Source organism: Ruegeria sp. ABV3_008 (assembly GCF_056161185.1).
Map to the genome: position 1 here is coordinate 716,374 of NZ_JBSWYP010000001.1, position 22,661 is coordinate 739,034.

Annotated in this window: 22 protein-coding genes and 1 tRNA gene; 11 read left to right on the forward strand and 12 right to left on the reverse strand. The window is 59.4% G+C overall.

Going from position 1 to position 22,661, the window contains the following annotated elements:
- The first annotated feature begins 192 nt into the window (after positions 1-192).
- The 3 genes from ACXAH8_RS03600 (at position 193) to cls (ending at position 4,289) form a co-directional block, all read left to right on the forward strand.
- The gene (locus tag ACXAH8_RS03600; protein WP_247748279.1) at positions 193-1,803 is read left to right on the forward strand and encodes an arylsulfatase; all 1,611 of its coding nucleotides are present in this window, start codon (positions 193-195) and stop codon (positions 1,801-1,803) included.
- Between the two features lie 74 nt (positions 1,804-1,877).
- Positions 1,878-2,852: an HAD family hydrolase gene (locus ACXAH8_RS03605; protein WP_475216097.1), complete on the forward strand. Its 975-nt coding sequence runs from the start codon at positions 1,878-1,880 to the stop codon at positions 2,850-2,852.
- A gap of 24 nt (positions 2,853-2,876) precedes the next feature.
- Positions 2,877-4,289 carry a cardiolipin synthase gene (gene cls / locus ACXAH8_RS03610; protein ID WP_475216099.1) on the forward strand — a complete coding sequence of 471 codons (1,413 nt, stop codon included), beginning with the start codon at positions 2,877-2,879 and terminating at the stop codon, positions 4,287-4,289.
- Here the strand turns inward: cls and ACXAH8_RS03615 are convergent.
- On the reverse strand, positions 4,286-4,720 hold the full coding sequence (locus ACXAH8_RS03615; RefSeq protein ID WP_170373652.1) for a potassium channel family protein: 435 nt from the start codon (positions 4,718-4,720) through the stop codon (positions 4,286-4,288). The genes cls and ACXAH8_RS03615 overlap by 4 nt on opposite strands.
- 159 nt (positions 4,721-4,879) lie before the next feature.
- Here ACXAH8_RS03615 and ACXAH8_RS03620 point away from each other — a divergent pair, with 159 nt between their 5' ends.
- The 3 genes from ACXAH8_RS03620 to ACXAH8_RS03630 are packed head-to-tail and all read left to right on the forward strand — an operon-like array spanning position 4,880 to position 8,959.
- Positions 4,880-5,527, forward strand: a complete 648-nt coding sequence (locus tag ACXAH8_RS03620; RefSeq protein ID WP_475216101.1) for an ABC transporter ATP-binding protein — start codon at positions 4,880-4,882, stop codon at positions 5,525-5,527.
- On the forward strand, positions 5,524-7,929 hold the full coding sequence (locus ACXAH8_RS03625) for an FtsX-like permease family protein (protein ID WP_475216103.1): 2,406 nt from the start codon (positions 5,524-5,526) through the stop codon (positions 7,927-7,929). The genes ACXAH8_RS03620 and ACXAH8_RS03625 overlap by 4 nt, the downstream gene beginning before the upstream one ends.
- Positions 7,919-8,959 carry a lipocalin-like domain-containing protein gene (locus tag ACXAH8_RS03630; RefSeq protein WP_475216105.1) on the forward strand — a complete coding sequence of 347 codons (1,041 nt, stop codon included), beginning with the start codon at positions 7,919-7,921 and terminating at the stop codon, positions 8,957-8,959. The genes ACXAH8_RS03625 and ACXAH8_RS03630 overlap by 11 nt, the downstream gene beginning before the upstream one ends.
- A 163-nt stretch (positions 8,960-9,122) precedes the next feature.
- On the opposite strand, the gene ACXAH8_RS03635 is transcribed toward ACXAH8_RS03630, so the two are convergent.
- The 4 genes from ACXAH8_RS03635 to ACXAH8_RS03650 all read right to left on the reverse strand — a co-directional run bounded on the left by ACXAH8_RS03635 (position 9,123) and on the right by ACXAH8_RS03650 (position 13,723).
- Complete coding sequence (locus tag ACXAH8_RS03635) at positions 9,123-9,554, reverse strand: universal stress protein (protein ID WP_475216107.1); 432 nt, start codon at positions 9,552-9,554, stop codon at positions 9,123-9,125.
- Positions 9,551-12,163 carry a TRAP transporter permease gene (locus ACXAH8_RS03640; RefSeq protein ID WP_475216109.1) on the reverse strand — a complete coding sequence of 871 codons (2,613 nt, stop codon included), beginning with the start codon at positions 12,161-12,163 and terminating at the stop codon, positions 9,551-9,553. Before ACXAH8_RS03640 ends, ACXAH8_RS03635 begins: the two co-directional genes overlap by 4 nt.
- A gap of 102 nt (positions 12,164-12,265) precedes the next feature.
- On the reverse strand, positions 12,266-13,234 hold the full coding sequence (locus ACXAH8_RS03645) for a TAXI family TRAP transporter solute-binding subunit (protein ID WP_170373646.1): 969 nt from the start codon (positions 13,232-13,234) through the stop codon (positions 12,266-12,268).
- Positions 13,235-13,637: 403 nt separating this feature from the next.
- Positions 13,638-13,723, reverse strand: a tRNA-Leu gene (locus ACXAH8_RS03650).
- Positions 13,724-13,868: 145 nt separating this feature from the next.
- On the opposite strand from ACXAH8_RS03650, the gene ACXAH8_RS03655 reads away from it, so the two are divergent.
- Both ACXAH8_RS03655 and ACXAH8_RS03660 read left to right on the forward strand, forming a co-directional pair.
- The gene (locus ACXAH8_RS03655; protein ID WP_475216113.1) at positions 13,869-14,447 is read left to right on the forward strand and encodes a YqaA family protein; all 579 of its coding nucleotides are present in this window, start codon (positions 13,869-13,871) and stop codon (positions 14,445-14,447) included.
- Positions 14,444-14,911 (forward strand): disulfide bond formation protein B, encoded by a 468-nt coding sequence (locus ACXAH8_RS03660; protein WP_475216115.1) that lies wholly within the window; start codon positions 14,444-14,446, stop codon positions 14,909-14,911. Before ACXAH8_RS03655 ends, ACXAH8_RS03660 begins: the two co-directional genes overlap by 4 nt.
- On the opposite strand, the gene ACXAH8_RS03665 is transcribed toward ACXAH8_RS03660, so the two are convergent.
- Positions 14,908-15,495, reverse strand: a complete 588-nt coding sequence (locus tag ACXAH8_RS03665) for an HNH endonuclease (protein ID WP_170458136.1) — start codon at positions 15,493-15,495, stop codon at positions 14,908-14,910. The two genes, ACXAH8_RS03660 and ACXAH8_RS03665, sit on opposite strands and share 4 nt — an antisense overlap.
- A 213-nt stretch (positions 15,496-15,708) precedes the next feature.
- On the opposite strand from ACXAH8_RS03665, the gene ACXAH8_RS03670 reads away from it, so the two are divergent.
- Complete coding sequence (locus tag ACXAH8_RS03670) at positions 15,709-16,314, forward strand: rRNA large subunit pseudouridine synthase E (protein WP_475216117.1); 606 nt, start codon at positions 15,709-15,711, stop codon at positions 16,312-16,314.
- A gap of 32 nt (positions 16,315-16,346) precedes the next feature.
- The gene (locus ACXAH8_RS03675; RefSeq protein WP_475216119.1) at positions 16,347-16,772 is read left to right on the forward strand and encodes a VOC family protein; all 426 of its coding nucleotides are present in this window, start codon (positions 16,347-16,349) and stop codon (positions 16,770-16,772) included.
- Positions 16,773-16,777: 5 nt separating this feature from the next.
- Here the strand turns inward: ACXAH8_RS03675 and ACXAH8_RS03680 are convergent, their stop codons facing one another.
- From ACXAH8_RS03680 to ACXAH8_RS03695, 4 genes are read right to left on the reverse strand one after another with little or no spacing between them, the layout of a single operon-like run.
- Entirely contained in the window at positions 16,778-17,080 is a 303-nt protein-coding gene (locus ACXAH8_RS03680; RefSeq protein ID WP_475216121.1) for a putative quinol monooxygenase, read from the reverse strand.
- On the reverse strand, positions 17,074-17,577 hold the full coding sequence (locus ACXAH8_RS03685; protein ID WP_475216123.1) for an N-acetyltransferase family protein: 504 nt from the start codon (positions 17,575-17,577) through the stop codon (positions 17,074-17,076). Before ACXAH8_RS03685 ends, ACXAH8_RS03680 begins: the two co-directional genes overlap by 7 nt.
- 2 nt (positions 17,578-17,579) lie before the next feature.
- Positions 17,580-18,245 (reverse strand): alpha/beta hydrolase, encoded by a 666-nt coding sequence (locus ACXAH8_RS03690; protein WP_475216125.1) that lies wholly within the window; start codon positions 18,243-18,245, stop codon positions 17,580-17,582.
- On the reverse strand, positions 18,242-18,874 hold the full coding sequence (locus ACXAH8_RS03695; protein WP_475216127.1) for a DNA-3-methyladenine glycosylase family protein: 633 nt from the start codon (positions 18,872-18,874) through the stop codon (positions 18,242-18,244). The genes ACXAH8_RS03690 and ACXAH8_RS03695 overlap by 4 nt, the downstream gene beginning before the upstream one ends.
- Positions 18,875-18,971: 97 nt before the next feature.
- On the opposite strand from ACXAH8_RS03695, the gene ACXAH8_RS03700 reads away from it, so the two are divergent.
- On the forward strand, positions 18,972-20,198 hold the full coding sequence (locus ACXAH8_RS03700; protein ID WP_475216129.1) for an MFS transporter: 1,227 nt from the start codon (positions 18,972-18,974) through the stop codon (positions 20,196-20,198).
- Here the strand turns inward: ACXAH8_RS03700 and ACXAH8_RS03705 are convergent, their stop codons facing one another.
- Together ACXAH8_RS03705 and cimA are read right to left on the reverse strand one after the other, a co-directional pair.
- Positions 20,199-20,981, reverse strand: a complete 783-nt coding sequence (locus ACXAH8_RS03705) for a squalene/phytoene synthase family protein (protein ID WP_475216131.1) — start codon at positions 20,979-20,981, stop codon at positions 20,199-20,201.
- Positions 20,978-22,612 (reverse strand): citramalate synthase, encoded by a 1,635-nt coding sequence (gene cimA, locus ACXAH8_RS03710; RefSeq protein ID WP_475216133.1) that lies wholly within the window; start codon positions 22,610-22,612, stop codon positions 20,978-20,980. The genes ACXAH8_RS03705 and cimA overlap by 4 nt, the downstream gene beginning before the upstream one ends.
- Between the last annotated feature and the right edge of the window lie 49 nt (positions 22,613-22,661).

Here is a 22,661-nt window from a genome sequence, read left to right on the forward strand (position 1 = left end):
CTTTCAAAGCGATCATATGATAAGTTTTCGATACGTTTCATAGCCTAATCTAGTTCTGTTCGATTCTCGGACCAATAGATAGTTTTTTGTCCGACAATCAACACCTTGCTCGCGGTCTTTTCCTTAAGTCGGCCGCTGCCATTAACGATAGAATTACCGGGCCATTAATTCCCGTTTACTGAGGAGTACTACATGTCACCTCCACGAATGATTGCTAACAATTGGCGCAGTGCAGTGCGCAGGGTCGCCGTTGCGACCGTCGCCGTTGCCCTTGCCCTGCCGGCTTGGGCGCAAGATCAAAAGCCCAATATTCTTGTGATATGGGGCGATGACATTGGTCAGTCGAATATCTCGGCCTACACGATGGGCTTGATGGGATATCAGACGCCCAATATCGACCGCGTCGCCAAAGAAGGCATGATCTTCACCGACTATTACGGTGAGCAGTCCTGTACTGCGGGCCGGTCCTCCTACATCATGGGTCAGTCCGTGTTCCGGACCGGTCTGTCCAAGGTCGGCCTTCCCGGTGCTGATCTGGGAATGCAGGTCGAGGATCCGACGATTCCTGGCCTGTTGAAAGACCACGGCTATGTGACCGGTCAGTTCGGCAAGAACCACCTTGGTGACAAAGATGAGCATCTGCCGACAAACCACGGATTTGATGAATTTTTTGGCAATCTTTACCACCTGAACGCCGAAGAAGAGCCGGAAAACGAAGACTATCCCGGTGATCGCGTGTTGGCCGATGGCCGCACCTTCCGCGAGGCGTACGGCCCGCGTGGCGTGATCAAATCCAAATCAGATGGCACGATCGAGGACACCGGCCCTCTGACCCGCAAGCGCATGGAAACCGTAGACGATGAGACCGTGGCCGCCGCCATCGATTTCATCACCCGAGCGCATGAGCAGGGTCAGCCCTTCTATGTCTGGTGGAACGGGACCCGCATGCACTTCCGGACCCACGTCAAGGACGAGATGCGCACCAAAGCCAACGAAATCTCGGGTCGTGTGGCCGATGAGTACACCGCAGGCATGATCGAACATGACATGCATGTCGGGCAACTGCTGGATTTGCTGGACGAGCTTGGCATCGCCGACAACACGATCGTTCACTACTCCACCGACAACGGCCCGCACATGAACACGTGGCCGGATGCCGCCGCGACGCCTTTCTGGGGTGAGAAGAATACCAACTGGGAAGGCGGATGGCGTGTGCCCTCGATGGTGCGCTGGCCGGGCCAGATTGAGGCCGGTTCTGTCACCAACGAGATCGTCCACCATATGGACTGGCTGCCCACCTACCTTGCAGTTGCCGGCGATCCGGACATCAAGGAAAAGCTGAAAGCGGGCTATAGCTCGTCTGGTATGGGCCGGGACTACAAGGTGCATCTGGATGGCTACAATATCCTGCCCTTGCTGACCGGTGAGTCTACCGAAAGCCCCCGGAAAGAGATCTTCTACTTCTCGGATGATGGCGACCTGACAGCGCTCCGTTTTGAGGACTGGAAGCTGATCTTCCTGGAGCAAAAAGCATGGGCAACCCTGCGCGCCTGGATCGAACCCTGGACCGAGCTGCGCATCCCGTTGATCATCAACCTGCGCCGTGACCCGTATGAGCGCGCCTATCGGACCTCGAACACCTACTATGACTGGCTGTTGGATCGGGCCTATTTCCTGGTGCCCGCCCAGCAATATGTCGGTACGTTCCTGAGCACGTTTGAAGAATTCCCACCGCGTCAGAAAGCGGCAAGCTTCAACCTTGATCAGGTGATGGAGAAGCTGACAACGCCGACCAACAACTAAGATCGGCGTGCAAATAAACCGGGCCGCCCGTGTTGGGGCGGCCCTTTTCCATTCAAAAAACCACCGAGAATTTCATGAAACACGCTGTTCTAAGCGCCCTTTTGTCCGTCGCCCCTTTTTCACTGTTGGCGGACCCTCTGCCCAGTTGGACGCAAAGTGAATCGAAGGCGGCGATTGTAGAGTTTGTCGAGGCCGTGACCGACCCTGACGGTCCGGATTATGTCACCCCTGCGGACCGGGTCGCGGTCTTTGACAATGACGGCACGCTTTGGGCAGAACAGCCAGTCTATTTCCAGTTCATCTTTGCTATGGATCGGCTGGCCGAGTTGGCTGAGCAGGACCCAGGCATCCTGGCCACTCCGACCTTGAAAGCTGCCGCAGAGGGTGATCTTGCTACCATCCTAGAAGGCGGTCACGACGCGTTGATCGAGGTCGTCAACGCCTCGCATTCCGGCGTCAGCGTCGAGGCGTTTCAGACCGCGGTAGCCGATTGGCTGGACAATACGCAGCACCCCGATACCGGTTTAGCCTTTGATCAGATGACCTACCAACCAATGGTCGAGTTGTTGCGCTATCTGCGTGATGAGGGATTTACGACCTACATCGTCTCAGGCGGCGGTCTTCATTTCATGCGGGTCTTTGCCGAACAGGCCTATGGCATTCCGTCCGAGCAAATCCTCGGCACTTATGGCACCACCAGCTATGCGCAGGTCGATGGTGTTCCAACCATCGTCAAGGAACCGGGCATCGCCTTTATCGACGACAAGGAGGGCAAGCCGATCAACATCGAACGCACACTCGGCAAGCGGCCCATTCTGGCCGGGGGTAACTCGGACGGCGACTTCGCCATGATGGAGTGGACCACGGCCGGTGATGGTCCGCGTCTTGGGGTCCTTGTCCACCACACGGATGCGGAACGGGAATGGGCCTATGACCGCGAAAGCCCAATTGGGCGCTTGGTTGATGGGTTGGATAAAGGCCCCGACATGGGCTGGGTCATTGTGGATATGGCGCAGGACTGGTCTCGCATCTACACTGGCGCTAACTAACCTGCGCCGGAGGCCCTCAACCCTATGTGGACATTGCTTGTTTCTGCCCTCGTTTTTTGTCTCTACGTGACAGCAGGCGTGTTCTCGCTACGCGCGGCGCAAACCGCGCGTACCCCTCAGGGGGCAGTGGGCTGGGTGGTCTTCCTGATCTCGGCCCCCTTCTTTGCGGTACCGATGTATTTGTTTCTAGGCCACCACCGCTTTCGCGGCTACCGCATCGCGCGGCAGGAAAGCGAGCGTGTCGTCGAGGGCATCAAGACCTTTGCCGACTATTCGAAACCCGATCCCTCGACTATGACACTCAACCCACGTCCGTTTGAGGTTCTGGCCCACCTGCCCGTCTCACGCGGGAACGGGGCTGAGTTGCTGGTCGATGGGCAGGCCACGTTTGATTCGATTTTCAAGGCGATTGATGCCGCTAAAAACTACATCCTGATCCAGTTCTACATCGTCCGGGATGATACACTTGGGCAAAAGCTGCAGAAAAAGCTGATCGCCGCAGCCAAGCGCGGCGTACACGTTCGGTTCATGACAGATGCCGTCGGCAGCTACGGCCTTCCTCCCACGTATCTCGAAACGATGCGCGATGCTGGGATAGATGTTGCCGACCCCAAAGAACAACGTGGCCCGAACTTCCGGTTTCAGCTGAACTATCGCAATCACCGCAAAACGGTAATCATTGATGGCGAAACCGGATTCATCGGCGGCCACAATGTAGGGGTCGAGTATCTGGGCCAAAGCGAGCGTTTCGGCCATTGGCGAGATACCCACCTGAAGATGACCGGCCACATCGTGCGGCAGCTACAGCTGATTTTCTGCGAAGACTGGCACTGGGCGCGCGATGAGGATCTGATTGACCACCTTGATTGGGCAGGAAGCGAGGCCGAGCAGGACATGAACGCCCTATTGGTGGCAACCGGGCCGGGAGATGACACCGAAACCGGTGCCATGCTGTTCTTTGCTGCGATCGCAGAGGCCAAGGAAAGGCTATGGATCGCCTCGCCCTATTTCGTGCCGGATATAGACATCATGACCGCCTTGCAGCACGCGGCCATGCGCGGCGTCGATGTCCGTATTTTGCTACCAGACGTGATCGACCACCGCCTGCCCTGGCTGGCTGCCTTCGCCTATTTCGATGAGATTCGAGACTGTGGCGTGCGCGTGTTCCGCTACACTGACGGCTTCATGCATCAAAAGGCGTTTGTGGTCGACGATGCCCTGGCTGCGGTTGGAACGACAAATCTGGACAACCGCTCATTCCGGCTGAATTTTGAGGCGATGGCGCTGTTTTTCGACCCACGCGCGGCGGAAGCCGTCAGTCAGATGCTGTCAGCCGATTTCGAGAACTGCTACGAGCTAACGCGATCCATGCCCCAGCAACCAGCCCATATCCGCTTTGGCGCCCCTCTGGCGCGGCTCTTTGCACCTATCCTCTAAGAGAAAATTCGGTCCTGAAATACGCGCGTCATCATGGCAACCATGTATGCGGTCGACAGGCCAAAGGCCAACAGCCCCGCCACGGAAGCGAAAGACCCGAAAATCCGAAGTGCCTCACCCAGAACAATGTCGCCGTAGCCCAGGGTCGTGAAGGTCACCAAGGAAAAGTAAATCGCGGTGTTCCAATCCGGCAGAACGTCGAGCAACACCCAGACGATCGCCCAAATCCAAACCTGAATGGTGTGGATCGCGACAATGAAAACGAGAGCCACCGCAATCGGCATCGCCGTGCCCATAAACACGCCTCTCTTTTCCAGATTGGTTTCCATCTTCATGATCACCACGGTACACCATGTCAAAAGCAGGATTTCGACCAGAAAACAAAGGCCCAGAAACGTGCTTCCCCAGACAATCTGATGTAGCAAGGTCATGTTTTTACGTCCTGAATCAAGCTGCGGTAAGGTCGTCTCAGCATGACCTTTGCCGCCCGCAAGCACAAGGGCACAGGCCGATGTCAGGTATCAAGACCCAGTCGGCACTGGACAGCGGGTCAAACAGTTGCACATCTAGGACGAAAAGCGAGGCGGATCATGCTGTTGTCGATTGAACATGTTCACAAGACCTATCCCGGTGGACGGCCTGTATTGCAGGATGTCTCGCTGTCGCTGGACCACGGCCAAACCTTGGCGCTGACCGGTGAAAGCGGCAGCGGCAAATCCACCTTGCTGAACCTCTCGGCCGCGCTGGATCATTTCGACGCCGGAGAGATCACGCTGGACGGTATTGCTCTGTCACATCTGGATGATGCCGGGCGCGCCGGGCTACGACGGAAACACGTCTCGCTGGTGTTTCAACAATTCAACCTGATCCCGTCGTTGTCGGTTGCCCAGAACCTCTCCTTCCACGCGCGGCTGGCCGGGAGCCACGAACCAGAGTGGGAGGCGCATCTGGCAGATCGCCTTGGCCTGAGCGATCTTCTGTCCCGCTTCCCTGAGCGACTGTCCGGCGGTCAGCAACAACGCGTCGCCATCGGGCGCGCGATGGCCGTGAGGCCGAAGCTGCTGCTCGCGGATGAGCCGACGGGCAATCTGGATGAAACCGCCAGTGCGGCCGTTCTGGATCTGATGCTGTCCCTCGTGGCCGAAACAGGTGCCGCGCTGCTGTTGGTAACCCATTCGCAAGATATCGCAGGCCAACTAGATCGCAGAGTTCACTTGGCGGGCGGGCGTATTCAATGACGGGTGCCATAATACAAGCGCTGTTATCGCATTGGCGAAGCCATTGGTTGCAGCTTGCAACGCTGCTGATTGGGATCGCGCTGGCAACCGGGCTTTGGTCGGCCGTTCAGGCGATCAACGCCGAGGCCCGCGCCAGCTACGCCCGTGCCAATGCGCAGCTTGCCCTCGGCCAGTTTGATGAGCTGCGCGACTCTTCCGGGGTGATACCGTTGAGCCGCTATGCCGACCTGCGCCGCGCTGGGTGGCAGGTCGCAGCGGTGCTCGAGGGGCCCTATCGCATCCACGGCCGAACGCTGCGCGTGTTAGGCGTCGACATGGTCGCCTATCCAGCCCTGCCTGCGATCACCGAGGCTGAGGCCGAAACGGATCCCGCTGATATCCTGACGGCCCCGGGCCGCTTGCTGGCCTCGGCTGAGTTGGCCACCCTATTGCAGGCACAAGACGATCTGCCGCCGGTCCTGATCACGACCGAGCTTCCACCCGATGTCATCCTGACCGACATTGGAGTCGCCGAAACCTTGCTCGGCGCGCCCGGCCAAATCTCTCGCCTTGTGGTTCTGCCGAACCAACCTCGCTCGGTCCCTCCACTGTCCGAAATCGCGCCAGAGTTGGAGCGGGTCAGCCCCGCGTCACAAGTCGATACCGCGCAGCTGACCGACAGTTTCCACCTGAACCTGACCGCGTTTGGAATGCTGTCCTTTGCCGTGGGGCTGTTCATCGTGAACGGCACGGTTGGTCTGGCCTTTGCACAGCGTCGCGGCATGATCCGAACGTTGCGGGCGCTTGGTGTCTCGATGCGGCGGCTGGTCTGGTTGATCCTGGCTGAGCTGACCCTGCTGGCCCTGATCGGAGGCATCATCGGCTTGATCCTAGGCTTCTTCCTCGCCGGAGCGCTTTTACCAGATGTGGCCGCCACATTGCGCGGCCTCTACGGCGCACCTGTGACCGGGCAATTGACCCTCCAACCCGCATGGGCGTTGGCCGGATTAGGAATGGCGCTCGGAGGCACTCTGATCGCGAGCGCACAAGCCCTTTGGCGCCTGTCACGAATGCCGTTATTGGCTGGCCCGGGCGTGCAGGCCTGGCGCGGAAGCGGGCAAGGCCAACGGCTAGCGGCCTACTGCGGCTTGGCGCTGCTTGTCTTCGGGGGCCTCGCTTACACCACGGTCGGAGGCCTCCTCGGCGGTTTCGCACTATTGGCGGGCCTGTTGACGGGGGCGGCCTTGCTGTTGCCGATTAGCCTGTCTGTAGCGCTAAACCTCTGCGCCCGTCGCGCCAACGGCCCGGTTGCGCAATGGGTCTGGGCCGACATGCGCGCGCAACTGCCCGGTCTGTCGCTCGCCCTGATGGCGCTGTTGCTGGCCTTGGCGGCGAATATCGGCGTAGGAACTATGGTCTCCAGCTTCCGCCTCACCTTTGTAGGTTGGCTGGATCAGCGATTGACCTCCGAGCTTTACCTGACCGCCGAAAGCGACCAACAAGGGCGCGAGATCACCCAGTGGCTAGAGCCGCAAGTCACAGCCATCCTCCCCATCCGCAACGTGGAACTGGCGCATGAAACCGGGCCGTTGTTCCTGTATGGCGTGGTCGATGACCCGACCTACCGCCAGTTTTGGCCACTGATCGCGCGCGCAGATGATAGTTGGGATCGGGTCATGTCGGGTGCTGCGGTTTTGATAAACGAACAGCTTGCGCGACGCGCCGACCTTTGGCCCGGTGACGTGCTGCGCCTTGGCCCAAACCACCAAATGCCAGTCGCAGGGGTTTACTCGGACTATGGCAACCCGACCGGACAGGCGATCGTTTCGATGGCGCAACTGGACCTGATCGCACCGGGGCAAGAGGCGCGCCGGTTCGGCATTCGTCTCGACCCAAACCGCGCAACCGAGTTGGCGCAGACCCTACGCGAGCGGTTCGGTCTTGCGCCTCAGGCCGTTGTTCAACAAGCCGCGATGAAGGCCCAATCCCGCGCGATTTTCGAGAAGACCTTTGTGGTAACTTCGGCACTAAATGTCCTAACGCTTGGGGTTGCCGGGTTTGCCATCCTCACCAGCCTCCTGACGCTCTGGACGCAGCGACTGCCCCAGATTGCTCCTGTTTGGGCGCTTGGGCTAGACCGCGCGCAACTGGCACGGCTGGAGCTGTCGCGCAGTGCCATTCTGGCCGCGATGACGGCTTGCCTTGCGCTGCCACTCGGTCTGATCCTCGCCTGGGTGCTGCTGGCCGTAATCAATGTCGAGGCCTTCGGTTGGCGGCTGCCCATGTATGTCTTCCCATGGGACTGGCTTGTTCTCTTCCTGCTGACCCTCGGTGCCGCGCTGGCCGCGGCCGCCCTGCCCGCCCTGCGTCTGCTGCGTCTGCCACCCGCTGACTTGCTGAGAGTATTTGCCAATGAACGCTAAGGCCTTTTTGATTGCGGTGCTGCTTCTCTTCCCCTTTGGCGCATTGGCTCAGGGGTATGCAGGGCTTGGCGGTTCCGCCGAAGGATTCGAAGTCCCTCAGCGCGGCTACACGTTCGAATTCCCCGCAGATCACGGCCCTCATCCCGCGTATCGGATCGAATGGTGGTATTTGACGGCCAACCTGAAGGGCGATGACGGGAAAGACTATGGCATTCAATGGACCTTGTTCCGATCAGCCCTGAAACCCTTTGCAACCGAAGGCTGGCAAAGCCCTCAGATCTGGATGGGACACGCAGCAGTCACCACGCCTGAACGCCACTTCTTTGCGGAACGCCTGTCACGCGGCGGCGTGGGTCAGGCCGGTGTCGTCGCCGAACCGTTTGCGGCGTGGATTGACGAATGGCGGATGAGTGGACCTGACTTTGATACTCTGTCCCTGACGGCCCATGGCGCGGATTTCGGCTATGACCTTTCGCTGAATGCCCAAGGGCCGTTGGTCTTTCACGGGGACGCTGGCTACTCCATAAAATCTGCCGACGGACAGGCAAGCTACTACTACTCGCAACCGTTCTACGCTGTGGAAGGCACATTGCACCTGCCGGATCGGGACGTCACGGTCACCGGTCAGGCGTGGTTGGATCGCGAGTGGTCCTCGCAACCGCTGGCCGAGGATCAAAGTGGGTGGGATTGGTTCTCGCTCAGCTTTGACACCGGCGAGAAGCTGATGGCATTTCGCCTTCGCGGCGATCGTCAGGACTTTACGGCGGCCACTTGGATCAATGCCGATGGCACCACGCGGGCGTTGCCCGATGGGTCGGCCTCCTTCACGCCGCTTGAAACCGCGTCGGTTGCCGGGCGCGACGTGCCGATATTCTGGAACGTCGCACTGCCAGAATATGACTTGGATGTTGAGGTTGCAGCCTTGCTCCCCGATGCATGGATGGGAACGCGATTTGAGTATTGGGAAGGCCCGGTCACCGTCTCAGGCAGCCACGCCGGGCGCGGCTATCTGGAGATGACCGGCTACTGATCTATAGCGTTTCGAGTTTTTGTTGAAACTCCCCTGCATCGCTTTTCGCGTTCGCCTCTCGTCGCTCGAATGAGCGACTGTCGGCAACACATCGCGACCGCGATGTGTGAGAGACCGAAGGGAAAGGCAGCGAACAAGCGATTCAACGTAAACTCGAAACGTTTTACCGCACAACGTAGACCGAGACATTTGCGTGCCGCACCACGCGAGCGGCATTCGGCCCCAGAAGATAGTCTTTCAGGTCCGGCTTGTGCGCCCCGATTACGATCAAATCGGACCCCGCATTTTCCGCTGTTTTCAGGATCTCCTGATAGGCGGTCCCGGTGGCGACGACATGTCGGACGGAGGCATTACGCGCAGCGCCCAAGGTCGCCACGCACAGCTCGGTCAACTGAGCCTGCGCCTGTTCCAACGCTTTCTCGTGGTGGTCAGCCTCGAAGAACCCCGAGACCCAGCTTTCGCCGTAGTCCGGCAGGACGGTCACCACATCCAGTTGCGCACTGTCCAAATCTGCCAAGGCAGCCGCTTTCTTCAGCACAGGGCTGTCAAGTTCACCGTTACTGATATCTACGGCGCAGAGAACCGATTGTGTCATGCCGCCACCTCTTCTTGTCTGGCGGCCCGGCCGCGTTGCAGGAAGGCGATCAGGCCCAACAAGAGCATCGCCGGAATATAGATCAGCTGTTTCGGAGGCTGACCGGACGGCAGGCTGACCGAGCTCAGACGCACCGCGTCATCGCCGTAATAGTCGAAAATGCCCAACTCATCCGCGACGGGCGACCCGAACAGAGGCTCTTCGAGCTTGACCAGTCCGTCCTCTTCCAACAGCAGCAGGCCCATGGCGTCAACGCGCGCGGCTCCGCCCTCTTCGTCGCCGACAGTCACGACAACGGTAGTGTCCGTCATCTCAAGCGTGTCGAAGTCAGGACCACTGACAACAACGCGGACCTCGGTGCCCGGAGGCGTTTCTCCGATCGTTTCCACGAAGGCGGCTGGCTCGACCGAGCTAAAGGGTGGCGAGATCCGGTCCATGAAGAAGTCTGGCCGGAACAGCGCAAAGGCCACCGCGATCAGAGCGATGCTTTCATAGATGCGGTTATGAGTTAGGAAATAACCCATAGTACCCGCAGTGAAGACCAAAATCGCAATCGTAGCGAATATGGCGACGGTGATCCCTTCGACCCAAGTCACGTCGATCAGCAGCAGGTCTGTGTTGAAGATGAACACAAACGGCAGCGCAACGGTCCGCAGGCTGTAGAAGAAGGCCGTGAAGCCAGTGCGGATCGCATCACCACCGGACACGGCCGCGGCAGCAAAGCTTGCCAACCCGACCGGAGGCGTCACGTCCGCCATGATCCCGAAGTAGAATACGAACAGGTGAACCGCGATCAGCGGAACGATCAGCCCGCTTTGCGCGCCCAGTTCGACCACAACGCCTGCCATCAGTGAGCTGACGACGATGTAGTTCGCTGTGGTCGGCAGGCCCATACCCAGGATCAGGCTGAGGATACCAACCATCACCAGCATCAGGATCAGGTTGCCGCCCGACAGGAACTCGACCAGATCGGCCATCACCTGGCCCACACCGGTCAGCGTCACGGTGCCAACGATCACGCCCGCCGTGGCCGTGGCCAAGGCGATCCCGATCATGTTGCGAGCGCCGTCGATCAGGCCTTGCCACAGATCCGCAACTCCGTCGATGAAGCGGTTGTAGACCTCGCTCTCGCCCCGGAACATCGCCTTGAGCGGCTTCTGCGTCAGCAGGATCACGAACAGCAGCGCCGTTGCCCAGAAGGCGGACAGACCGGGTGATTTCTGTTCGATCATCAGGAAGTAGACCAGCACGATGATCGGCAGCAAATAGTGCAGACCCGCCTTGTAGATGTCTGCGATGACGGGCAGTTCCACCTCTTTGGCATTTGGATCATCCGGCTCAAGGTCAGGGACCTGCGCAGCCAGATACAGCAGCGCCACATAGACTGCGCAGACGATCAGGCTCAGCACCATGCCAGCGGCGGTTGGCACCATGCTGGTGACCGCTTCGACCGGGTATTGCGAGCCAAAGCACAGGCCAGCAAAGACGATGAAGAAGGACAGCATCCCGACCACGGTCCGTGCGAGGTGAACCTCACGGTTGCCCAGCGTCGGCATGTTCCGTTTCACGGCTTCCAGATGCACGATATAGACCAGCGCGATGTAAGAGATCGCCGCCGGCAGGAAGGCATGAGTGATGACCTCAACGTAAGAAATGCCCACATATTCCACCATCAGGAAGGCCGCGGCCCCCATGACGGGTGGCATGATCTGGCCGTTCACGGATGAGGCAACCTCGACCGAGCCCGCCTGTTCGCTAGAGAAGCCGACGCGCTTCATGAGCGGAATGGTGAATGTACCAGTGGTCACAACGTTTGCAATCGACGAGCCCGAGATCAGACCGGTCGCCGCAGACCCCACAACAGCCGCCTTGGCCGGGCCACCGCGCAGGTGGCCAAGGGCGCCAAAGGCCATCTTGATAAAGTAATTCCCTGCCCCGGCCTTGTCGAGCAAGGCGCCGAACAGCACGAACAGGAAGACGAATTTCGTCGAGACTCCAAGCGCGATGCCGAACACGCCTTCGGACGTAATCCACATGTGGCTCATGGCTTTTTTCAGGCTCGCGCCTTTCCAGCGGATCACCTCAGGTACCCATTCGGACGAACCGAAGAAGACATAGGCCAAGAAGATCGTCGCAATAATCGCCATGGCCGGGCCTAGCGCACGACGCGCGGCCTCGAACAGTAACAGCAACCCACACAGCGCGACCCATTTATCGGTGTCGTCCGCCAGACCGCCCGCATTCACGATCTTGTCGTAGAAGAAATACCCATAGAGCGCCACAAACGCGCCCAGCAGGCCCATGATCCAGTCCTGCACGGGGATATAGTTCCGAGGGCTGGATTTCAGCGCCGGATAGGCCGCAAAAGCCAAAAACATGGCAAAGGCCAGGTGGATCTGGCGCGAGTTGTTGACCACGCTACCCGGCAAAACGATGTTTGATACGGGAGAGGCCAAAACGACCTGAAACACCGACCAAAGCGCGGCGACAATCGCCAGAAAGATCCCGACACTACCGACCGGGTTTCGACCGCCGGCATCGGAGGAGGCAACAAGCTCCTGTAGCTCTTCTTCGGATAGCGGTCGGTTGGATTGCGTGTCGGAACTCATATAAATGTCTCCCCGTCATGTGGCCTTTTTGGCCTTATTTTTGCCCGTTCGATCCGGGCTTGGGTTGCAGGGCGCCCTTGGGCACCCTGCTTCAGGTCTGGTTTACTGAACCCAGCCTTTTTCTTTGTAGTACTTTTCAGCACCCGGGTGCAGCGGAGCCGACAGGCCGTCCGCGATCATCTCTTCGGGCTTCAGGTTTGCAAATGCAGGGTGGAGCTTTTTGAAGTCGTCGAAGTTCTCGAAGACCGAGCTGACAACTGCATACACAGCATCTTCCGACACATCTGCCGAAGTCACGAAGGTTGCGCCAACACCAAAGGTGGTGGTGTCACCGTCCGAGCCACGATACATGCCACCCGGAATGGTCGCAGTACGGTAGTACGAGTTGCCGTCGATCAGGCCGTCAATCGCGTCGCCAGTGACGTTCACCAGAACGGAATCACATGCGGTGGTCGCTTCCTGGATCGAACCCGACGGGTGACCAACAGTGTAGATCATCGCGTCGATCTGGTTGTCGCACAGAGCTGCCGACTGCTCGGCCGCTTTCAGCTCGGATGCCAGTTCGAAGTCATCCAGAGTCCAGCCCATGGCTTCCAGAACAACGTCCATGGTGCCACGCTGACCGGAACCGGGATTACCGATGTTGACGCGCTTACCTTTGAGGTCTTCAAAGCTGGCGATGCCGGAATCGGCGCGGGCCACAACGGTGAAGGGCTCGGGGTGTACCGAGAATACGGCGCGCAGATTTTCGAAGGGGCCGGCCTCTTCGAATTTCGATGTGCCGTTATATGCGTGGTATTGCCAGTCGGACTGGGCCACACCAAACTCCAGCTCACCCTCGCGGATGGTGTTGATGTTGTAGACCGAGCCGCCGGTCGATTCGACCGAGCAGCGCACGCCGTGTTCCTTGCGGCCTTTGTTGACCAGACGGCAGATCGCACCACCGGTGGGATAGTACACGCCGGTTACGCCACCTGTACCGATGGTGATGAACTCTTCCGCATAGGCGGCAGGTGCCATCATTGCAGCGGTCACAAACGCGCCGAGGCTAAGCTTGCTGCTGTTTTTCATTTAAGAACTCCCATTATTATGACTTGGGCGGGAAAAGGCTGACGCCTCCCTTTCGGGACCCGCATTGGGGATTGTGCCGATAGGTCAGATCAATCCGCATTGCAACAGGGCCAGCTGTATAGATTTTCCGATATCTCCCAACAGGTCCGAGGTTTCATTCAGATACGCTGAAAGTCAAGGCCAGCCCGTCAACAGAACGCCTCTCGCGTCAGATATGAGGTTGTTTTCAAATCTTTCCCCATCGCGCGGCAGCTTCTGAGCCATTGGACCCGCAGCGAGGTAAAACGCAATTTATTCAGAGGATCGCGGGTTAAATGCCCAATTAGGGTGCACTTGCGTAGCAAGACATCACCTGAAAAAGAAAAAACAGAGAGCAGGTTCCCCTAACTCTCTGTTTTTACTTTGGTACCCAAGGCCGGACTCGAACCGGCACGGTATCACTACCGGGGGATTTTGAATCCCCTGCGTCTACCATTCCGCCACTTGGGCCACGGACATTGGATTAGCGTCCCTGACTGGGAAGGTCCAGAGGCAAAAACACACTGCCCCGTCGATTGTTGGCCGCACGGCAGTTGACCCTTCCGCACGCCCGTGGTTTGCCTGTCACGACCCAAGACGCGACTGTGAGAGTGTGATGCTGCGATCCCTGTATGACTGGACCATTCGGCTGGCCGAGCACCCTCATGCCCTATGGGCGCTTGCCGTCGTGGCCTTTATCGAAAGCTCGTTCTTTCCGATTCCACCCGATGTTCTGATGATCCCGATGATTCTGGCGCGCCCTTCGAGGGCGTGGTTGATTGCAGGCGTGGCCCTGGTGGCCTCGGTTCTGGGCGGCATGCTGGGCTATGCGATTGGTGCCTTTGCCTATGAAAGCATCGGACAACCCATTCTCGAGTCCATGGGCAAGGCCGACGCGATGGAAGAGTTCAACACCCGCTTCAACGATTTCGGCTTCTGGGCCGTGCTGGCCGCCGGTGTGACCCCCTTCCCCTACAAGGTGATCACCATCATGTCCGGCTGGACCGGCATGCCGCTGGGCACCTTCATCGCAACATCCATTCTGGCGCGCGCATTGCGATTTTTCCTTGTGGCAGGCCTGTTGTGGAAGTTCGGAGAGCCGATCCGGGATTTCATCGAAAAGCGCCTGGGGCTTATGTTCACCCTGTTCATCATCCTGCTGTTTGGTGGGTTTCTGGCGGTTAAATACCTATGACAAAACGATCAACTTACGTGATCCTCGCAGCCGGAGGGTCGGCGGCCCTGTTGTTGGGAGCATGGGGATTTCAGCATATTGCCGGTCTCGCCCCGTGCAAAATGTGCATCTGGCAACGCTATCCCCATGCTGCTGCGGTCGTGATCGGCGCTCTGACCTTGGTGCTGCCAAAACTCAACCCGCTACCGCTAATCGGAGCCTTGGCCGCGATGACTACGGCCGGAATTGGTTTCTTCCACGCGGGCGTCGAGCAAGGATGGTGGGAAGGCCCTTCAACCTGCACCTCGGGTGATATCGGAGGGTTGTCGGCAGAAGAGCTGATGAACCAGATCATGGCCGCCCCGCTGGTGCGATGCGATGAGATTGCGTGGGAAATGTTTGGCCTGTCCATGGCCGGTTGGAACGCAGCCATATCCGCCGTTCTGGTTCTGCTCTGGCTGGCCGCGTGGTGGGCGAAGGCCTAAGCCTCGTCCAGTTCCGCGTCCCAATAGAGGAAGTCGATCCAGCTGTCATGCAGGTGGTTCGGCGGGAATTTCCGTCCGATATTGCGCAAGGCCTCTGCATCAGGCTGCCGCGGCGGTTTGCGCAGGTTCATGCCTGCCTGACGCAGCGATTTGGAGCCTTTGCGCAGGTTGCACGGGCTGCACGCGGCAACCACGTTCTGCCAGCTCGTTACCCCTCCGGCGGCGCGCGGCACAACGTGGTCAAAGGTCAGGTTGTCCCGGCTTCCGCAATACTGGCAGCGGAATTCATCCCTCAGAAATAAATTAAAGCGCGTGAAGGCCACGCGCTTTCTGGGTTTTACATAGTCTTTGAGGACAACCACCGACGGTATTCGGATCTCGGTGCTCGGGCTGCGGACCACTTCGTCATATTCAGCCACGATGTCGACCCTGTCCAACCAGGCCGCCTTGACCGCCTCCTGCCACGGCCACAGAGACAAGGGATAGTAGGATAAAGGGCGGTAATCGGCATTCAAAACCAAGGCCGGATGCTGTTTGAGCATACCCGGTTCTCTTACAAAATCGGTCCTGAAGTCTCCGTCCATCACAGAATCGCTCCTCGCTCTCAGCTGCCCGTTTGTGACACCAGAGCGGAGAGCACCCGCTCCGGCCTTAAGATAACTATATATCGTGTTAAAACTCTGACAAGCCCTGAGTTTCCACAATATGTCGCAGATTGGGTAAGCCGAATCCGTAACAGACAGATGACAGTTATCCACAGGTTGCACACAGCCTGTTTTGCAGGCTATGGCGGAGGTATGAGCTGGTTCATTCGATTCAACAAACCCTTTGATGTGCTGCCGCAGTTCACCGACCGCGCAAACGCCGAGTCGCCGCGCAGCACCCTGTCGGACTTCATCGACCTGCCCGGCGTCTATCCCGCCGGTCGGTTGGACCGTGACAGCGAAGGGCTGATGTTGCTGACCGACAATGGCAAGCTGCAGGCGCAGATATCAGACCCCAAGCACAAAATGGCCAAAACCTATTGGGTGCAGGTCGAGGGCGAGCCGGATATGGCGGCCCTCACGGCCCTGCGCGATGGGGTCGAGTTGAAGGATGGCCTAACCCGCCCCGCCAAGGTGCGGGAAATTGACGAGCCCGAAGACCTATGGCCTCGCACCCCTCCAATCCGCGAACGCAAGACCGTGCCGGACAGCTGGATCGAGCTGACGATTCGCGAAGGCAAGAACAGGCAGGTGCGCCGGATGACAGCGGCCGTTGGTCTGCCGACCCTGCGTCTGATCCGCTGTCGCATCGGAGACTGGACGCTTAAAGGGCTCAAGACGGGTCAGTGGGACAGCCTGCCGATGCCGCAGACACAGGCCACGGCACAGCGCAAACGGGATCGACGCCCCCGGCGGTGACAGACCACGCGGGCCGGACTAAACTGAACCGCATGAAGGTGACACCCGAAATACCGGCCCCCTCTGCCATCTTGGAAGCGGCGCTTTATGTCGATGATCTGGACGCCGCCGAACGGTTCTACGGTGAGGTTCTGGGGCTGGAAAAGATACAACGCATTGAGGACCGCCACGTGTTTTATCGGGTCGGAGCCTCTGTTCTGCTGATATTCAATCCTGAAAAGACCCAGCAGCCACCGCTGAACCCAGACCTGCCTGTCCCTCCGCACGGGGCGCTTGGGCCGGGGCATGTGTGCCTCGTCCTGACGCGGGATGAGATGGCTGCAATGCGAAAGCATCTGCTGGATTGGAACATCCCCCTGGATGCCGAGTTCGATTGGCCAAACGGCGCGCGGTCCATTTATGTGCGGGATCCTTCTGGCAACTCGGTCGAGTTTGCCGAAGGGCATCTGTGGGCCTGAAACCGTCAGCGCAAGGGCTGCTTTTCACCACCCAAAACGCGATAGATCTCGCTTGAGATCACCCCAACCTCAGCCAAAACGGCTTGGAACGCCGCCATATGTGGGGTGACGAAATGCGCCTCCAGCGACGCCTGATCCTGCCATTCTTCATAAACCCGGAAGAGGTTCGCATGGCCCAGTACCTGACTGAACTCATAGATCAGGCAGCCTGGCTCTTTCACTGTTTCTGCGACCATCACCTTTGCAGCCTCGGCCGCCTTTTCCACATGATCAGCCGAGACTTCGACGGTTCCGGTGACAATCAACATGCGTTGCCCTTTCCAAGATCAAAGCGTTTCGAAATTCGATTGACCGGCGTGCCATCCCGCAATGGGCGGCCATAGTCCACTGAATAGTCTTCGAACCCCATTTTTTCGTAGTAGCCAAGGCCCGGCGAATTGTCCGCGCGTATGGTGGCGTTGATCGCCTTGAACCCGAAGGCCGCCGCAATTTTCGAGGTTTCTTTAAACAACGCACGCCCTGCGCCACGCAATGGAGGATCGCGCCGTGTGAAGGTGGCAATATCCGCACAATCTTCGGGCAGTGCATCATGAGTACCCAACCACTGAAACCCGGCCACCGCGCCTTGGTCGTCCAAAGCGACATGGCAGCAGATTTTGTCAGCCCCGGTCAGATAGCTCTGTGAAAACAACGCCTCCGAAAACGGAATTTCATGTGCGGTTGTCCCACCTGCGGCGATGATATCGTTGAGGATGCGGCAGGCGTCGGCCGCATCCTCGGGCATCATGGGGCGAACCGCGATCATGCCTACAGGCTCAGCTTGTCGCGCATGAAGGCCAGCGCCACGCTCAGGCCGTCCGGCGCGATGCCGTGGCCGGTGCCTTTCATGACATGGGCGTAGATCTCTTTGAAATCCGCCGCTTGAAGGGCCTCGGCCGCCTCGGGCAGCGATTGCGGAGGCACCACGTCATCGGCATCCCCATGGACCAACAGGATGGGCATCCGGCTGACGGTTTCATCCGGCAACAAATCAGGTTCCAGCAAACGGCCCGAGAACGCGACGATCCCCGCTACCGGGTCCTCACGGCGCGGCGCGACGTGCAGGCTCATCATCGTGCCCTGGCTGAATCCGAACAATACAACCTGCTCTGGCAGTACGTCTTCGTCCACCATCAGCGCGTCGAGGAAGGCGTTGAAGTCGTCGCTTGCCATCTCCATGCCGCGTCGGGATTCTTCCTCGGACGAGCCGTCGATCCACGGGATTGGGAACCACTGAAACCCATTTGGCATTCCGGGGATTTGTTCCGGCGCATCGGGGGCTACGAACAGCGTGTCGGGCAAATGCTCGCCCAGTGGGTCGGCAAGGCCCAACAGGTCGGCCCCATTCGCCCCATAGCCGTGTACGAACACCACGACCGAGCGTGTGTCGCCCGAAACCGGCTCTTTCCTGAGCGCGTTCAAAACCCGTGTCATCTGATCCCTTCTCTTTGCTTGGCCACCCGGTAATAGGCCCACAAAACGCGCGCCGCAACCGACCGCCAGGGCGACCAGGCCTCGGCCATCTGCCTGAGTTCCTTGTCTGTCGGACGTTTGGGTAAGTCGTAGAGAACCCGCGCGGCCTCTTGCAGGGCCAGATCGCCCGGAGCGATCACATCGGCGCGGCCCAGCGAGAACATGGCGTAGATCTCGGCGGTCCAGACACCGATGCCGGACACCTCGGTCAGGGTCGAGATGACCTCCGCATCAGGTGCGTCACGTAACGCGTTGTAATCAATACGTGCTTCGGCCAGAGCACGGGCATAGCGGATCTTCTGTCGGCTTAGCCCAACGGCCCGCAAATCCTCATCAGTCGCCCACATGATCTTGCGCGGGCCGGTCAGCTTGGCCTCCTGCATCCGTTTCCAGATCGCATTGGCCGAGGCCACGCTGACCTGCTGACTGACGATTGCACTCAACAATTGCGTAAAACCATCCGGTTTGCGACGCAGCGGCAGAGGCCCCGTCTGTTCCATCGCATAGGCCATACGCGGACAGGATTGGGCCAGCCACTCGGCCCCTTCGGACACACAGGCGTTGGTTTCGATGATGCGTCCGACGGACATGTACGCTCCGGTGTTTTGGGTCACTTGCACGTTAGGGCGCTTTGCCGCGTATGCAACCCGCTTGTGCAAGCCGCAGATCGCCGATACGCATGGCGTCATGACTGTGATTTCAGAGACTCCGAACGACCATCAGGCCAAGCGCAATGTTGCAGTCCTTGTGGCAGCGCAAGCTGTTCTGGGTGCGCAGATGCCGATGATGTTCATTGTCGGAGGGCTGGCCGGCCAATCGCTGGCCACAAACGCCTGCCTTGCGACGCTGCCCATTTCGCTGATCGTTTTGGGATCGATGCTGGCGGCCACGCCTATCTCTGCGATCATGCAACGATGGGGTCGTCGCGCCGGGTTTCTGGTCGGTACAACCGCCGGTGCGCTTGGCGGTTTGATCGGAGCATATGGTTTGTATCTGGGCTCTTTCCCGGTCTTCCTGATCGGCAGCCTGTTGACCGGCATCTACATGAGCGCGCACGGGTTCTATCGTTTTGCGGCGGCGGACACAGCATCGGACGCGTTTCGGCCCAAAGCGATTTCCTATGTGATGGCGGGCGGGTTGGCGGCTGCCATTATTGGCCCGCAGATCGTCAAGCTGACCTCAACGGCCTATGTCATTCCGTTCCTGGGCACCTATCTGGCGGTGATCGGCATCAACGTCATCGGCTCGGCGCTGTTCTTCTTTCTCGACATCCCCACACCTCCGCGCGCGAGCGAAGACAGCCCCAAAGGCCGGTCGCGGATCGAGATGTTGAAGACCCCTCGGATCGCTGTCGCCATCATTTGCGCCATGGTGTCCTACGCGCTGATGAACCTCGTGATGACCTCGACCCCTCTGGCTGTGGTCGGGTGCGGATACACGGCCAATGATGCGGCCGATGTGGTGACTGGCCACGTGCTCGCCATGTATATCCCGAGCTTTTTCACCGGCCACCTGATCGCCCGTTTCGGCGTTGAAAAGATCGTAGCTCTCGGCCTCGCCATTCTCGGCGCCGCAGGCGTCGTCGCCCTCCAAGGGGTGGAGCTTGGCAACTTTTTCATCGCTCTGATCCTGCTGGGGATCGGCTGGAACTTCGGCTTCATTGGCGCGACCTCAATGCTGGCCGATTCTCATGACGTGAGTGAGCGTGGCCGGATGCAGGGCATTAACGACCTTTTGGTGTTTGGCGGCGTGACCTTTGCCTCGCTGGCCTCGGGCGGGTTGATGAACTGCTCGGGTGGGTCCCCGGTCGAGGGATGGACGGCTGTGAACCTTGCCATGGTTCCCCTGCTCACACTGGCCGGAGGCGCATTGTTGTGGCTCGTCATGCGCCCGGCCGAGCCGGACACTGCCTGATCACCAACGGCCCGTGCTAGCCGTCCACATCAGAGAGATCCTGCACCCGAGGTCCCCCTGCGCCAGATCCCCGCGCGCTACTCGCGCGGGATTGGCCAGAACCTTCCGCAAAACCCACTCGGCCTGCCACCCGGCATAGAGCGCCGGGCGAGCGGCGCGGGAAACCTCAGATCGCCTGCTGCGCGCGGACTTCAACCGCCTCAACGCAGTGTCTGCCAACGCGTGTACTCCGTCTTCAGTGCCGTCGAGCAAGGGAATCCGCCCCCGGGCCTCCAGCTCAGGAATGGCTCGAAACCAGTTCGCGACGCCGACCCCATAGCCGAAATCTCGCAAAACGCCCTCATCCGCAGCCCCGAGGGATTGCGCAGCGACTACCATCAACGTGCCAGCGCTTTGGTCGATGTAGTTCTCGAAATGCTCAGTATCTTCAAACGGATCTCGATAGATATCCCACCGCCTGACAGCCACATATTCATCCAGCAAACCGGCCAGATGTGGCGACAATACACGGGAAAGAGGAGTCACCACCTCATGCCGCCGCACCTGTTGCCCTTCGGCAATCTCCTGCAGCGCATCGCGCCACCATTGCAAGCGCATTTCGGCAATCATCGTCTCTTGCGTAACCCAGGGCGCGCGCGCGATTTCGGCATTCAGCGCATAAATCGGAAACAGAACGGCCCGCGCTTCGACGGGGGACGCCATGGTGGCAAGAAACCGGTCCGGATCGGCCTTTTGCACAAGGGCCGCACAAGCCTTTACGTCATCGTCAAAGACGGCAGTCACTCGGCCGCCGCTTTCCGGTGTCCACTATCACGGACCAGTTTCCACTGGATCGCCTCCAGCAGCGCTTCGAACGAGGCGTCGACTATGTTGGCGCTTACACCTACGGTCGACCAATGCCGCCCCTGCCCGTCTTCGCTGTCGATGATGACGCGCGTCACCGCCTCGGTCCCGCCTTGGGTGATCCGCACTTTGAAGTCTACCAGCCGCATATCCGACAGCACCTGCGAATACTGCCCCAGGTCCTTTGCCAGCGCCTTGGAGAGCGCGTTCACCGGCCCTCGGTCGCTGCCTTGATCATCCACCGATTCACTGACCGAGAGCTTCTTTTCACCGTCCACTTTCACCACAACCACGGCCTCGGACAGGCTGACCATTTTGTTGTACTTGTTCTTGCGGCGTTCAACGGTGACCTTGTAGCGCTTGACCTCAAAGAACTCGGGCATCTGCCCCAGCTCATCACGCGCCAGCAGTTCGAAACTCGCCTGAGCGGTGTCGTAGGAATACCCCTCAGCCTCGCGCTGTTTGATCCGGTCGAGGATACGGCCAAGGGCGGGGTCCCCCTTTTCCACCATCAGGCCCGCGTCGGTCAGCCGTTTGCGCAGGTTCGACTGCCCGGCCTGGTTCGACATCGGGATGATCCGCGTGTTCCCTACCGTCGCCGGGTCGATATGTTCATAGGTCGATGGGTCCTTGAGAATCGCACTCGCATGAAGCCCCGCCTTGTGCGCAAAAGCCGAGGCCCCTACGTAAGCCGCTTGCTTGCTCGGCACCCGGTTCAGGATATCGTCCAACATCCTGCTCACCCGCGTCAAACCGGCCAGCGCGTTCGGGTTCACACCGATCTCGAACCCCGAGGCATAGGGTTCCTTCAACAGCAATGTCGGGATCAGAGCGGTCAGGTTGGCATTGCCACATCGCTCTCCCAAACCGTTCAGAGTGCCCTGAATCTGGCGCGCGCCCGCATCGACAGCCGCCAGTGAACACGCGACGGCGTTTTCGGTGTCGTTATGGGTGTGAATACCCAGCCGATCCCCCGGCAGACCTGCGGAGATCAACTCGGACACAATGCGCCCGACCTCGGATGGCAAAGCGCCACCATTCGTGTCACACAACACTACCCAACGCGCGCCCGCATCCAAAGCGGCCCGGCAGACCTCGGTCGCATAGGTCGGGTTGTCCTTGTAGCCGTCAAAGAAATGCTCCGCATCGAACAGCGCCTCACGCCCCTTCGCCACAAGATGCGCGACCGAGGCGCGGACGTTCTCGACATTCTCCTCCAGTGAAATGCCAAGCGCATGGGTCACGTGGTAGTCATGCGATTTGCCCACCAAACAAACGGCCTGCGTCCCGGCATTCATAACGGCCGCCAGGACATCGTCGTTCTCGGCCGACCGTCCGGAGCGTTTGGTCATGCCGAAGGCTGTCAACCGGGCAGAGGTCTTCGGAGCGACCTCGAAAAACGCGCTGTCCGTGGGGTTCGCCCCGGGCCACCCGCCTTCGATATAGTCCACCCCAAGCGCGTCCAAAGCCTGCGCGATCTGCACTTTCTCCGCCGTCGAGAACTGCACACCCTGCGTCTGCTGCCCGTCACGCAGGGTCGTGTCATAGAGATAGAGGCGTTCCTTGGTCATGGCTTGCTCCCGCTGGCCCAGAGTAGTCGAACTTTCCACGTGGCGCGCG

Bases quoted from the DNA above. Each gene is read 5' to 3' on its own strand.
- ACXAH8_RS03695 (WP_475216127.1), bottom strand. From the start codon at position 18,874: ATGTCCGTCGGACGCATCATCGAAACCAACGCCTGTGTGTCCGAAGGG.
- ACXAH8_RS03645 (WP_170373646.1), bottom strand. From the start codon at position 13,234: ATGAAAAACAGCAGCAAGCTTAGCCTCGGCGCGTTTGTGACCGCTGCA.
- ACXAH8_RS03685 (WP_475216123.1), bottom strand. From the start codon at position 17,577: ATGATCGCGGTTCGCCCCATGATGCCCGAGGATGCGGCCGACGCCTGC.
- ACXAH8_RS03620 (WP_475216101.1), top strand. From the start codon at position 4,880: ATGCTGTTGTCGATTGAACATGTTCACAAGACCTATCCCGGTGGACGG.
- ACXAH8_RS03670 (WP_475216117.1), top strand. From the start codon at position 15,709: ATGAGCTGGTTCATTCGATTCAACAAACCCTTTGATGTGCTGCCGCAG.
- ACXAH8_RS03700 (WP_475216129.1), top strand. From the start codon at position 18,972: ATGACTGTGATTTCAGAGACTCCGAACGACCATCAGGCCAAGCGCAAT.
- ACXAH8_RS03680 (WP_475216121.1), bottom strand. From the start codon at position 17,080: ATGTTGATTGTCACCGGAACCGTCGAAGTCTCGGCTGATCATGTGGAA.
- ACXAH8_RS03665 (WP_170458136.1), bottom strand. From the start codon at position 15,495: ATGGACGGAGACTTCAGGACCGATTTTGTAAGAGAACCGGGTATGCTC.
- ACXAH8_RS03630 (WP_475216105.1), top strand. From the start codon at position 7,919: ATGAACGCTAAGGCCTTTTTGATTGCGGTGCTGCTTCTCTTCCCCTTT.
- ACXAH8_RS03600 (WP_247748279.1), top strand. From the start codon at position 193: ATGTCACCTCCACGAATGATTGCTAACAATTGGCGCAGTGCAGTGCGC.
- ACXAH8_RS03635 (WP_475216107.1), bottom strand. From the start codon at position 9,554: ATGACACAATCGGTTCTCTGCGCCGTAGATATCAGTAACGGTGAACTT.
- ACXAH8_RS03660 (WP_475216115.1), top strand. From the start codon at position 14,444: ATGACAAAACGATCAACTTACGTGATCCTCGCAGCCGGAGGGTCGGCG.
- ACXAH8_RS03640 (WP_475216109.1), bottom strand. From the start codon at position 12,163: ATGAGTTCCGACACGCAATCCAACCGACCGCTATCCGAAGAAGAGCTA.
- ACXAH8_RS03690 (WP_475216125.1), bottom strand. From the start codon at position 18,245: ATGACACGGGTTTTGAACGCGCTCAGGAAAGAGCCGGTTTCGGGCGAC.
- cls (WP_475216099.1), top strand. From the start codon at position 2,877: ATGTGGACATTGCTTGTTTCTGCCCTCGTTTTTTGTCTCTACGTGACA.
- ACXAH8_RS03655 (WP_475216113.1), top strand. From the start codon at position 13,869: ATGCTGCGATCCCTGTATGACTGGACCATTCGGCTGGCCGAGCACCCT.
- ACXAH8_RS03615 (WP_170373652.1), bottom strand. From the start codon at position 4,720: ATGACCTTGCTACATCAGATTGTCTGGGGAAGCACGTTTCTGGGCCTT.
- ACXAH8_RS03605 (WP_475216097.1), top strand. From the start codon at position 1,878: ATGAAACACGCTGTTCTAAGCGCCCTTTTGTCCGTCGCCCCTTTTTCA.
- ACXAH8_RS03675 (WP_475216119.1), top strand. From the start codon at position 16,347: ATGAAGGTGACACCCGAAATACCGGCCCCCTCTGCCATCTTGGAAGCG.
- cimA (WP_475216133.1), bottom strand. From the start codon at position 22,612: ATGACCAAGGAACGCCTCTATCTCTATGACACGACCCTGCGTGACGGG.
- ACXAH8_RS03625 (WP_475216103.1), top strand. From the start codon at position 5,524: ATGACGGGTGCCATAATACAAGCGCTGTTATCGCATTGGCGAAGCCAT.